This window comes from Streptomyces sp. NPDC059092 (genome assembly GCF_042756365.1).
Taxonomy (GTDB): domain Bacteria; phylum Actinomycetota; class Actinomycetes; order Streptomycetales; family Streptomycetaceae; genus Streptomyces.
In genome coordinates this window covers 17,104-28,978 of record NZ_JBHZEJ010000051.1, presented here as the reverse complement: position 1 = coordinate 28,978, position 11,875 = coordinate 17,104, and the positions used below count along the sequence as shown (strand labels likewise).

Annotated in this window: 9 protein-coding genes and 1 pseudogene; 6 read left to right on the top strand and 4 right to left on the bottom strand. The window is 71.4% G+C overall.

The annotated features are described in order from the left end of the window. Positions 1-46: 46 nt before the first annotated feature. The 6 genes and pseudogenes from ACFXPL_RS25820 (at position 47) to ACFXPL_RS25795 (ending at position 9,594) form a co-directional block, all read left to right on the top strand. Positions 47-475 carry an RNA-binding S4 domain-containing protein gene (locus tag ACFXPL_RS25820; protein WP_384923936.1) on the top strand — a complete coding sequence of 143 codons (429 nt, stop codon included), beginning with the start codon at positions 47-49 and terminating at the stop codon, positions 473-475. Between the two features lie 264 nt (positions 476-739). Further along, a pseudogene (locus ACFXPL_RS25815) lies at positions 740-835 on the top strand (IS5/IS1182 family transposase); the annotation flags it as partial. Between the two features lie 1,041 nt (positions 836-1,876). Next, positions 1,877-2,689 carry a 2OG-Fe(II) oxygenase gene (locus ACFXPL_RS25810; RefSeq protein WP_384923934.1) on the top strand — a complete coding sequence of 271 codons (813 nt, stop codon included), beginning with the start codon at positions 1,877-1,879 and terminating at the stop codon, positions 2,687-2,689. Positions 2,690-2,742: 53 nt separating this feature from the next. Beyond that, the gene (locus tag ACFXPL_RS25805) at positions 2,743-7,029 is read left to right on the top strand and encodes an amino acid adenylation domain-containing protein (protein ID WP_384923932.1); all 4,287 of its coding nucleotides are present in this window, start codon (positions 2,743-2,745) and stop codon (positions 7,027-7,029) included. A 32-nt stretch (positions 7,030-7,061) separates the two neighbouring features. Next, the gene (locus ACFXPL_RS25800) at positions 7,062-7,820 is read left to right on the top strand and encodes an SDR family oxidoreductase (protein ID WP_384923930.1); all 759 of its coding nucleotides are present in this window, start codon (positions 7,062-7,064) and stop codon (positions 7,818-7,820) included. A 196-nt stretch (positions 7,821-8,016) separates the two neighbouring features. Further along, the gene (locus ACFXPL_RS25795) at positions 8,017-9,594 is read left to right on the top strand and encodes a class I adenylate-forming enzyme family protein (RefSeq protein WP_384923928.1); all 1,578 of its coding nucleotides are present in this window, start codon (positions 8,017-8,019) and stop codon (positions 9,592-9,594) included. A 66-nt stretch (positions 9,595-9,660) separates the two neighbouring features. On the opposite strand, the gene ACFXPL_RS25790 is transcribed toward ACFXPL_RS25795, so the two are convergent. The 4 genes from ACFXPL_RS25790 to ACFXPL_RS25775 all read right to left on the bottom strand — a co-directional run bounded on the left by ACFXPL_RS25790 (position 9,661) and on the right by ACFXPL_RS25775 (position 11,833). Then, positions 9,661-10,167, bottom strand: a complete 507-nt coding sequence (locus ACFXPL_RS25790; RefSeq protein WP_384923926.1) for a hypothetical protein — start codon at positions 10,165-10,167, stop codon at positions 9,661-9,663. After that, complete coding sequence (locus ACFXPL_RS25785) at positions 10,151-10,642, bottom strand: RNA polymerase sigma factor (protein WP_384923924.1); 492 nt, start codon at positions 10,640-10,642, stop codon at positions 10,151-10,153. The genes ACFXPL_RS25790 and ACFXPL_RS25785 overlap by 17 nt, the downstream gene beginning before the upstream one ends. Positions 10,643-10,757: 115 nt before the next feature. Further along, positions 10,758-11,387: a class F sortase gene (locus tag ACFXPL_RS25780; RefSeq protein ID WP_384923922.1), complete on the bottom strand. Its 630-nt coding sequence runs from the start codon at positions 11,385-11,387 to the stop codon at positions 10,758-10,760. Beyond that, positions 11,384-11,833: a sortase-dependent protein gene (locus ACFXPL_RS25775; RefSeq protein WP_384923920.1), complete on the bottom strand. Its 450-nt coding sequence runs from the start codon at positions 11,831-11,833 to the stop codon at positions 11,384-11,386. The genes ACFXPL_RS25780 and ACFXPL_RS25775 overlap by 4 nt, the downstream gene beginning before the upstream one ends. Positions 11,834-11,875: the final 42 nt, after the last annotated feature.

Sequence of the window (11,875 nt, the reverse complement as noted above, 5' to 3'; positions counted from 1 at the left end):
ACCGGCGCCACCCCTTCCGCGTGCCCGGCCCGGCTACCCTCGACGTATGGCTTCTGAGGCTTCCGGTACGAGCGCGGGCGCGGCACCGGTGTCGGCGCCGGGCGAGGGAACGGCCCGGGTCGACACCTGGATCTGGTCCGTACGGCTCACCAAGACCCGTTCCCAGGCGGCCGCGGCCTGCCGCGCGGGCCATGTCCGCGTCAACGGGGAACGCGTCAAACCCGCGTACACCCTGAAGCAGGGCGACGAGCTCCGCCTGCGGCACGCGGGCCGCGACCGGGTGGTCGTGGTCTCCCGTACGGTACGGAAACGGGTCGGCCCCCCGGTGGCGGCCGAATGCTACGTCGACAACAGCCCGCCGCCCCCGCCGCGCGAGCTGACCCCGTCGGTCCCGGTGCGGGACCGGGGCACGGGACGTCCGACGAAGCGGGACCGCCGGGAGATGGAGCGGTTGCGCACCTCCCCGGACTCCTGAAGTCCGCCAGGGCTCCTGAAGTTGCTCAGGACTTCTGAACCTCAGGACTTCTGAACCTCAGGACTTCTGAACCTCCCCGGGCTCTGGAAACTGTTTGAGTGAGCGTTCTCGTCCTCGAAAAGGAAGCGGGCGTGGGCGGCCCGCGAAGCGCCGGGCAGGCGACTCATTCAAGCCAGACTCCATAAGCGGAGCACGACCGATCGGGCTGGGACGGTGCCCGAACAATGCGGCGGGTGGGCCCGTTCGGTGCCCGCGTCGAGCGGCTGGAAATTCCTCCGCGACTGCCGTCTGAAAGGCGACGGCGGCCACCACGACATGCTCGGCATCGCCCGCCTGTGCGACCTCGGGCCGGTCGGATGAGGGGCAGCGACGCTGGTCAACCGGCACGCCGTAGATCATTTACGGGACGGCGCCTACTTATGGCCAATGAGGTGAATCCGGGATGGGGAGTTACATGAAGCTCAAACCGCCCAAGCCGGGGAAAACCTTTGATCATCATTGACAACCGGCGCTCAATCAGCTCTCGCATCTGCCGGCGATCCGGGCCGTAGGGCTCAAAATGCATCGTTCCCAGCGGCTTCCCCTGGTTCCGATTGCTGCATCGTTGACACAGCTGGGAAAGATCACCCAGACTCAAATCTGGTAGCGCGGATTCCGGGTTATGTGAAAGTCAGGAGCAGTGGACCGGTGACCAGTGGTGATGTCGGGTGATGGTGAGTTCTTGCGTAATCCTCTATTCATCGAGATGTCACTGCATGGCCACGCGGAAGTGGAACAAGGGGTGAAGAGGTGTGAGGGCATGCGTGCGGCATGTTCACCGTATTGGCGAGAGCTTGGTGGTTCAATTCGCGAACGGCATGTGTTCCACCATCGCGGCCGGTGTGGAAGCGCGATGAGTGCACACGTCGCCTCGCCTGCTGGTTCCCAGGCACTCCTGTCGCCGAGGGTGGCGCGATCCACGGTGTTGCCCGTTGCTCAGCAGCAGGTTTCTGTGTGGTGTCCCGCGGCCCCTGGGCCCACCCCCATCACTCCTGGAAAACCGCCCGCGGCGGGCCACAGAACGCTATGAGCCTGTTCACCGTCGAGTGATCGCGGAGAAATCAGACGCGCAGCGCATGGGCAATGGGTTGGCGATCACCTTGAGATGTACGCCCCCGGAGCGGATTCCCTGGACGGCCGGTGGAGCGTCACCTGGCTTGCTCGATGCCGGGAGTGACCGGCCGGGAACAAGGGTCTCAGCTCGCTGATCTCCGACCGACCGTGTTGCGGCCGGCTTATTCCGTTCTTTCTGATCCGGGCTGTCTCGCCATTCATGCCGATCCGGATGGGCGCGAAATCGAGTTCCCAGCACGGTGACCCCTTCGCGCCGGTCCTGTGCCATCCATCGAGAGGAAGTCATCCGTGACCACCCTGCCCGACGCCGTCGTACGGTCCGCGACAAGCACGGTCGCGAACGAACTCACCACAGATACGCTGCTCCAGCTGGCCAATCGGGAGATCGCCGCGATTCACGTGCGCGGCTATTACCCGGCCGAGATCGCGGCCGAGGCCGCCAAAAAAGCAGTCAATCACCAGGAACTCGGTCATTACCACAAGCAGCACACCAGCAGTGTCGGTCGTGTCTACATGCCTCACATCGATACCAAATGGGACAAGGAACTGACGGACAAGTACCACGAGCAGGCGCTCCCGGCGATCGAAGACGTCCGCTCGATCTTCCATCCCTACATAGCGCCGGTGGACCGCATCCGACTGGAGCTGCAAGAACTGTGGCCGGCCGGCGCCAACCTGCTGCGCCTGCGGGACCGGACCTGCTTCGTCGGTGCCCTCCGCGTCTTCCAGCCGAACACCTCGGAGTTCTGGCCGCACAGCGACGCGATCGATCAGGAGACCGACGCCCCCGAGATCGAGGGCGTGCTCAACCAGCTCGTCGCCAACATCTACTTGCAGTCGGCCGATGAGGGCGGCGATCTCCAGCTCTGGTTGCGTGAGCCCACTGCGGAGGAGACGGAGCGGATCCTGGAGGTCGAGGGCCTGGATCCGGACACCATCGAGAAGCCGGTGCTCCAGATCCACCCGGAAGCCGGGGACCTCATTCTCATCAGCCCCCGTCAGCTGCACGCGGTGACGCCGGCCAAGGACCAGCACCGGGTCGGGGCCAGCGCCTTCATCGTCACCAAGGGCCCGCAGGAACCGCTCCTGTTCTGGAGCTGACGCGTCACCACCCGCCGCCCGGCCACGAGTCGACACCCGGAGGACGACAGCAGATGCTCCCGGCTCAGGTCCAAGCGCACGCGAGGGCCCACCCGAACCGCACGGCTGTCGCCGTGGGTCAGGATCGTCTGACCTACGCACAGCTCGACGTCCGGGTCTCGCGACTGGCCCGCCGTCTGCGCCACCGAGGCGTCGGCCGCGGGCACCTCGTCGGCGTGTACCTGGACCGTACGCCCGCGACGGTCGCCGCGCTCCTGGCCGCGCTCTCCGCCGGTGCGGCCTACACCGTGGTCGACGTGACCGATCCGGTCTCCGAGGGGGCGGGCCGTCTCGCCGCGGCCCGCCCCGACGTGGTGCTCGGCGCGGCACCGTACCTCGACGAACTACGTCGGCATGGGCTCGACGTGATCGACGTCCACGAGAACATCCCCGGGGACTCCGGGGAGCCCCCCGAGGAGGGCGTGACCACGCCCGCGGCGCAGGACACCGCGTACGTGCTGCACACTTCCGGCTCCACCGGGGTGCCCAAGGGCGTCATGGTCTCGCACGCCAACATCAGGCACTACACCGAGTCTCTGCTGGAGCGGCTCGGCATCACCGAGCCGCTCCAGTACGCCCACGTCACCACGCTCGCCGCCGACCTCGGCAACACCTGCGTCTTCCTCGCCCTGTGGACCGGCGGCACCCTGCATCTGGTGGACGACGCCACACGGCGCGACCCCGCGGGTCTGCTCCGCCATCTGCGTGCCGAGGGGATCGACGTCCTCAAGACCACGCCCTCGCACTGGAGCGTCCTGTTCCAGGCCTACGGGCTCGACGGCGCCACCCGGCCGAGGCTCCGGCATCTGCTGCTCGGCGGTGAGCTCCTGCCCCTGCCGCTGGCCCGCAGAGTCATCGCCTCCGGCATCACCGCCACACTGGTCAACCACTACGGCCCCACCGAGACGACGGTCGGCGTCTCCGTCCACCTCCTCACCTCCGAGACCGACCTCGACGCCCTGGGCGACGCGGCGTCGGTGCCGATCGGCCGCCCGCTCGGCGCGAACCGGCTCTTCGTCCGCACGCCGGACGGAGCCTTCCAGGAGCGGGACGCGACCGGCGAGCTGTACGTCGTGGGCCCTTCGGTCGCACGCGGCTACCGCGGCGACCCGGAGGCCACCGCGGTGGCGTTCACCGAGGAAGTGGCCGCGCGGTATCCCGGTCTCGGCGTGGCCTATCGCACCGGCGACCGGGTCCGCGCCGACCCCCACGGTGTGCTGGAGTTCCTCGGCCGCGGCGACCGGCAGGTCAAGGTGCGCGGCCACCGCGTCGAACTCGGCCACGTCGAAGCCGCGTTGCGAGGGGTGCCCGGCGTCACCGACGCCCTCGCGATGCTGCTCCCCGGAGAGCAGGGCCGACTGGTCGCCGTGGTCAGCGCACCGGGTGCCCGGGAGCGATCGGGCTCGCTCCGGGCCCGGGCCCGGGACGTGTTGCCTCCGTACATGGTCCCGGACCGGATCGATGTGCTCGACGTCTTCCCGCGGACCGGCAACGGCAAGACCGACCTCGCGGCGCTGCGCCGGCTGGCCGAGGAGAGCCCCGGCGAGCGCCGGAGCGCACCTTCCGCACAGGATCCGCTGCTCGACGAGGTGCTGACGGCCTGGCGGCGCCAGCTCGGTCACGACGACTTCACCCCGTACGACGACTTCTCGTCGGTCGGCGGGAACTCCATCGACGCCATCCAGGTGATCGCGGACCTGCAGTCCCGCGGCCACCGGGTATCCGCCGCCGCGTTTCTGGCCGAACCCACAGCAGCCGCCCTGGCCACCCGGCTACGGGCGGGCGCCGCGGGCGGGGGACCCGCGACCACGGACCGGCCGGTGGTCGCGTTCCAGGCCGAGGACACCGCGCTGTCACCCGCCCAGGACTGGTTCTTCCGGCAGCACTTCGCCCAGCCCGACCAGTGGAACCAGGCGGTGCTGCTGGACGCCGACCCGCCCGTCCGGCCGGAGATCATGGCCGCCGCGGTGGCCGACGTGATACGCCTGCACCCGTTGCTCCGTACCGCCTTCCGCCCCGGGCCGAGCGGTGTCCGCCGCGTGCTCACCGAGCCCGGCGCTCCCTTCACCGGCTCCACCCTGCCGGACGCCGCCGCGGCGGCCGAACGGCACATCGAGGAGACCGCCGCCGCCTGCCAGCAGAGGATCCGGGTCGAGGACGGCACCCTGTTCCAGGCCCACCTGTTCCTCGGCACGGAACGGAGCCACCTGTTGCTGGTGGCCCACCACCTGTGCGTCGACGCCGTCTCCTGGCGCATCGTCACCGGCGACCTGGCCCACTGCTACGCCGAACGGCTGCGCGGCGGAACCCCGTCCCTCGCTCCCGCACCCACCGACTTCGGCGACTGGGCGACCCACCTGCGCGGCCAGGCCCCCGTCCTCGCCGACGACCTGGTGCACTGGGCCGACATCGCCACCTCGGCTCCGGCCTCCGACGCCCCCGGCGGCAACCGCGAGGGCGACGCCGAGACGGTCTGGTTCCGCCTCTCCCGCGCCCAGACCGACGCGCTGCATCGCACCAGGCTGCCCCCTCATGCCGTCCTGCTCGGCGCCTTCGCCCAAGCGCTGGCCACCGCGCGTGGCACCGACGAGGTCGTGGTGGATGTCGAGAGCCATGGACGGCTCCCCCTGGACGAGGCCCTGGACGTCTCCCGCGTGGTGGGCTGGTTCACCTCCACCTTTCCGGTCGGCATCGCCGCCGTCGCCGACGACATGACGGCTACGGTCAAGGCCGCCGAGGTCGCGCTGACGGACGTGCCCCGACTCGGCATCGCCTACGGGCTCCACGGCCGGCCGCGGCGCACCGACGTGTGCTTCAACTACCTGGGCACGCTTGCCTTCCCTCAGGACGACGAACTGCGGCTGTCGCCCTCACGGCACCGGCTCGGCCCCGTCCGCGGACCGGAGAACGACCGCGGTCACGCCCTCAAGCTCACCGCGCGCCTGTACGACGGCCAGTTGGTCGCCGACCTGTCCTACCCCTCACGCCCGCACGACTCCGGGCGGTTGGCCGACCTGGCACGCGACACCCGGGCGCATCTGCTGGAGGCGGCCGGACTTCCTCCGGAGGAGGGGCAGTTCGTGGTGGAGCCCTGCTCCTCCACGGGGCTGCTCGTCCAGGTCCCCCGCACACTGCGCTTCGAGCCGTCGGCCGGCGGCGGCCTCGGACGGACCGGCGTGCGGGAGTACGGCACCGTGCTCCTCACCGGCGCCACCGGCTTCATCGGTGCCCATCTCCTGCACCTGCTGCTCACCCGTACCAGCGGCACGATCCACTGCCTGGTCCGCGACCGCGACGGCCGCCCGGCCGCCGAGCGGCTGCGCGAGACGCTCGCCTGGTACCTGCCCGAGGTCGACTTCGACCGTTACGCCGACCGGCTCACCGTGCTGGCCGGTGACCTCGCCGAGCCCGCGTTCGGCCTGTCCGACCAGGAGTACGAACGACTGGTCCGCGAGGTCGAGGCCGTCTACCACCTGGCCGCCGACACCCGTTTGTTCGGCGACCGCGAGAGCTTCACCCGTCTCAACACCGAACCGGTGCGCGCGGTCGTCGCTCTCGCCTCCACCGGCCGGCCGAAGGACCTGCACTACGTGTCCACCCTCGCGGTCTGCGGTACCGGGCCGGAGGGCGAACCGGCGGTCTTCTCCGAGGAGAGCCTCACCATCGGCCAGAGCTTCCTCAACGAGTACGAGCGCAGCAAGTACGACGCGGAGCGGATCGTCCACGAGTTCGCCGCGGCCGGCGGCGCGGGTTTCGTCTACCGGTCCGGCAACGTCACCGGCCACTCGGTCACCGGCCGCTTCCAGCGCAACGGCGGTGACAGCCGGCTGGTCCAGCTCCTGCGCGCCGCGGTACGGATCGGCCGGGTGCCCAGGGTCGACGCGCGGACGGTGGCACTCAGCCCGGTGGATGTGGTGGCTGAGGGCATCCTGGCGATCTCGCGGAGCGAACGGGTGTCCGGCGGCACCTTCCATGTCGACACGCACCACGAGGTGCCCTACGCGGACCTGTTCGCCGCCCTGCGCGGGCTCAGGTGTGTCCTGGAGCCCGACGAGGCCGCCGACTTCGCGCCGCTGTTCGCGGACCATCTGGCCGGCGGCGACGAACAGATCGCTCTGGCGCATTTCTGGGCGAGCCGTCCGGAGCGCAACGTCCGTTACGACCACAGTCGCACCCGTCGTCTGCTCGCCCGCCTGGACGTGTCGTTCCCCGCGCCGGACCGTACCTGGCTGCACGCCTGGCTGACCGGCCTGATCGACCGGGGCGAGCTGCCGCGCCCGCCCGTTCCGCCCTCTCCATGAGCCAGCCGACCGACGAACCACAGGGACTCAACATGACAGACCGACGCATCGCAGTCGTGACCGGGGCCTCGTCAGGGATCGGGCGGGCCGTCGTCCACCACCTCGCCCATCAGGGCGCCCACGTGGTGGCCGCCGGCCGGCGCGCCGAACGACTGAAGGAACTGGCCGAAGAACTGCGTACGGCGCCCGGCCTGGTCGTACCGCTGGCCGGCGACATCGCGCAGGCCGGCCACACCGAGGAACTGCTGGTCACGGCCGAGCGGGAGTGGGGACCGGCCGACGTGTTCGTCGCCGCCGCCGGGCAGGGCCTGCCCGGCACCGTGCTGGGCTCCGACCCGGAGCGGTGGCAGCAACTCGTGGAAGTCAACTACCTCGCCATGCTGCGCCAACTCCGCTCGGTCGGCGCCGATTTCCGTAAGCGTGCGGAGGCCGACGGCGCCGCGCGGGTGCGGGACATCGTGGTCGTCGGCTCGACCGTCGGCCGGCAGGTGTCGGCGGCGAATCCGGTCTACGGCTCGACCAAGTTCGCGGTGCACTCGCTGGTGGAGGCACTGCGGCAGGAGGTGTGCTCGTACAACATCCGGGTGACCCTGATCGAACCGGGGTTCGTACGCTCCGGGTTCCAGGAGGCCGCGGGATACGACGCGGCGTGGTTCGAGGCGGTCGCCGAGGAGAACGGGCCGCTGCTGGTCCCGGAGGACGTCGCCGACGTCGTCGGGTACGTGATCGGGCGCCCGGCGCATGTCCACCTCGACGACATTCGTCTGCGCCCCACTCGCCAGCGGGCCTGACCGGACGGCCCGTCGGCCTGTCCCACCCGCCCACCGGCCTGCGCGTCCACGGGACGACCCGTCCACCGGCCTCCCCGTCCACCGGCCGAGCCGGACCGGCCACGCCTCAGGGGCGCACCCGCATCTGGCGGATGGCGCTCCGTCGATCACGTAATCCCGCACCGACCGTTGAACGGGCCGGCGGAATGGAGTTCCGATGTCTTCCCACGAGAATTACGTCCGCCGGGTGCTTGAGGCGCTGGCGTCCGAACCCGACCGGATCGCCCTGTGGCGGGACGGCGAGGAGTTCACCGCGGGCCAGTTCTCCCGGGCGGTCCTCACGGCGGCGGAACGGCTGCGGCGGCACTTCACGGAACACGGAGCTCCGAGCACGGAAGGCAAGGTTCCGGTGGTGGCGGTGCTGACCGTCACCAACAGCCCGGCGACCATCATCTTCCGCTACGCGGCCAACCTGGCCGGGGCCACCCTGGTCCACCTGCACTCCACGAACGCGGTGGATCCCACCGATCAGCTGGCCGCCGCCGGCCGGCAGGCGATCCTCAGCAGGACCGGGGCGACCTTCCTCGCCGTCGACAAGGAGAACCTCGACGCGGCCCGCGAGCTGTGCGACCGGCTGCCAGAACCACCGCGTCTCGCCGCGCTCGGCACCCTCGGCCCCGATGTCCTGGACCTCTCGTCGGGCGACCCGGATGCCTTCGGCCTCGACGCCGTCGAGGCCGACCCCGAACAGCCGGCCGTGGTGATCTGCACCAGCGGTACCAGCGGCAGCCCCAAGGCCGTCACGATGCCGTACCGCGTCCGCAGCCTCTACCTCCAGGTGGGCCTCAAGGTGGGCTTCCAGTCCCCGGAACCCCTCGTGTACCTGTCGACCCTGCCGGTGAGCAACTCCAGCGGCTCCGTCGTCGACCTCGCGCTCGCCTCCGGCGGAACGGTCGTCCTGCACGACGGGTTCGAGGCGGGCGCGGTGCTGCGGGCCGTGGAACAGCACCGCGTCTCCACGCTGACGATCACCCCGCCGCAGCTGTACATGCTGGTCGACCACCCCGACATCGCCACGACCGACCGGTCCAGCATCAGGGCCATCACCTACGTCGGCTCCCCCGCGGCACCCGCCCGACTGGCCGAGGCGGTCGAGGTGTTCGGCCCGGTGCTGGTCCAGATCTACGGGACCACGGAGACCAGCCCCATCAGCGTCCTGACCCCGCCGGACCACGTGGACCCGGAACTCCTGCGTACCGCCGGGCGTCCCGCCGCGGAGGTACGCATCCGCGACCTGGACGACGACCGTGACGTCCCGCCCGGCGAGATCGGCGAGGTGTGTGTGCGGAGCCCGTCCACCATGCTCGGTTACTGGGGCGAACCGGAGCTGACCGCCGTGACCGTCCGCGACGGCTGGGTGCACACCGGCGACCTCGGTTCCATCGGCGGGAACGGCTTTCTGCGCCTGCACGGCCGGATGGGCGAGGTGATCAAGACCAACGGCATCAAGGTCCGTCCCACGGATGTGGAGAACGCGCTGCTGACCCATCCGGAGGTCGCCCAGGCCGCGGTGTACTGCGTGGTCGACGACGACCGCGTGGAGCACATCCACGCCTCCGTCGTGGTGCGGCCGGGCGGCACCGCCGACTCCGGGACGCTGATCGGCCACGTCGCCGCCGAGCTGACCCCGAAGCACGTACCGGCCGTGGTGACGTTCCACGACGCGCTGCCCCTCACCGGTGCCGGCAAGCCGGACAAGCGGGCGCTGGCCGCAGGGCACAGGGGTGCGGCATGACACCGGCCGCCGCGCCCGCATGTGGCCGAGTCCGCCACCCGGCGACCCGACCGGCGCTTGAAGCTCTTAAAAATCGGGTGACGGCGAGGGGTTGACCCGGCCGGCCGTGGTCGGGGGTGCCGATCCCTCGGCCGACTGCGAGGACGGTGTCGCCGTCGGCGGCGCGAGGGACGGCCCGTTGACCGGGGTGGTCCCGTCCGGGTCGGCCTCCGGCACCGGACGGTCGGACCGGGGCTGCGAGGTGGGGGCGGGACTGGGCGACGCCGGCGAGGTGGGCGCGACCGAGGGGGCCGGCGGGGGCGGGCTGCTCGCGGGCGGCGGGGCGAGCGGGGCCGTCGGGGTCGTGGGCGCCATCTCCGCCGCGTAACGCAGCGGCAGCACGACGAGGGTGACGACGGCGCAGGACACCCCGACCCCGACCGCGGTACGGAGCAGCCGGCGGCGGGCGGCGGTGCGGCGGATCGCCTCGTAACGGCCGGGCGGCGGGCGCAGATGGTCGGAGGACGGTCGCAGGATGACGGCGAGCGGGTCGTCGGGCTCGAACTCCGGATCCTCGTCAGAGTGTGTGATCAACGCTTCTCCTCAGGTGGGCGCGGAGCAGTTCTCGGGCCGCGTGGAGGTCGGCCTTGACGGTTCCTTCCTTGCGCCCGGTCAGTACGGACACCTCCCGGATCGGCATGTCGGCGTAGTAGTGCAGCAGGATCGGGACGCGCAGCCGTTCCGGCAGTGACTGTACGAGCAGCCGGACCGAGGGGTCGTCCTGCTCGGTCGGCGGGCGGATCGAGGCTTCGACCCCGGCCCTGCGCACGGCCCTGCGCTCACGCTCCAGCTTGCGCCAGTGGTCCCTGACGAGGTTGGCGGCGGTGACGTAGAGGAAGCCCTGGGGCTCCGCGACGGAAGTCCAGCGCGCCCAGAGCCGGGTGAACGCCTCCGAGGCGATCTCGTGGGCCGTCTCGTCGTCGTCGACCAGCCGTCGGCACCAGCCGGAGAGGCGCGGGTAGAGCGCGGCGAACAGCTCGGACGCTGCTTTCTCGCGGGACCGTTTCAACGCTCTCCATGGTCGTGAGGGCACTCGTGGGGGGAGGCAGGGGGGAGGCCCCGGGCCGGCGGATCACGGTTCCACCGGCCCGGGGCCGCGTACGGGGCGGGGGTTGGGGCGGGGGTCAGGAGGACGCGGACGCCAGCCTGGCGAAGGCGATCACGTTGTCGGGGTAGCCGTCCTTGGTGAGGGCTCCGCCGCAGGTGATGAGACGCAGTTCGGGCCGGTCAACGTTCCCGTAGACCTCCTCCGTCGGGAAGTCGGCCTTGGCGACCGTCCGTACGGCGGTGACGGCGAACGTCGCCCGCTCGCCGTTCTCCAGGCGTGCCACGATCCGGTCCCCCTCCTGCAACCGGGACAGCTGGTGGAAGACCCCGGCCCCGTAGGAGCCGACCGTGACATGGCCGAGGATCACCGAGGGGCCTTTCCGGCCCGGCACCGGCGAGTGCTGGTACCAGCCCGCCCGGTCGTTCGCGGAGATCGGGGGCGTCTGCACGGTCCCGTCCGGGGCCAGCCCCAGCGTCATGACCGCGGTGTCGACGCCGATGGCCGGGATCTCCAGCCCGACCGGCACCGTACGCCCGCCGTCCGGCGCCGTACGCGCGGACGGGGGCGCCGGCGACGGCGTGCCGCCGGAGCGCGCGGCGGTGTCGCGTGCCGCCGTCCCGTCACCTCCGGCGCCGCAGCCCACCAGCAGTGCGGCCGTCGACGCGGTCGCCGTGGTCAGGAAGGCGCGCCTGGAGAGCGAGGTCACGCTCCGGTCGCCTGGCGGCGCCGTACGAGAAGGATGGTCGCGCCGCCCACGGCGAACGCGGCGGCGGCGCCGCCGCCGATCAGCCCGCCGCCGATCCCGGAGTCCGCCACGGGCGCGGCACCGGTGTCGGGCGCGCCCTTGGGCACGACGGTGACCTGGCCCGGCTGCTCAGGGGCGGCGCTCGGCGCCTCGGCCGCGGGCTCGGCCGCGTTGGCCTGGGTGGGGGCCTCGGTGGGGGCCTGCTCGGGGGCGGCGGCCTGGGTGGGGGTCTGGGTGGGGGCCTGGTCGGGGGTGGGGGCCTGGGTGGGGGCGGCCGGGGCCGGGGTGGGGTCGGTCGTGGACGCGGTGACGGGGGCCGGGGCCTCCCCGTCGGCGAACGCGGGGACGGCGCCCGCGAGTACGGCGGTGGCCGCGAGTGCCAGGGCACTGAAGACAGTTCGGCGCATGAATCGCTCTTTTCGTCGGTCCGCCCGCCCGGTGGACGCGGC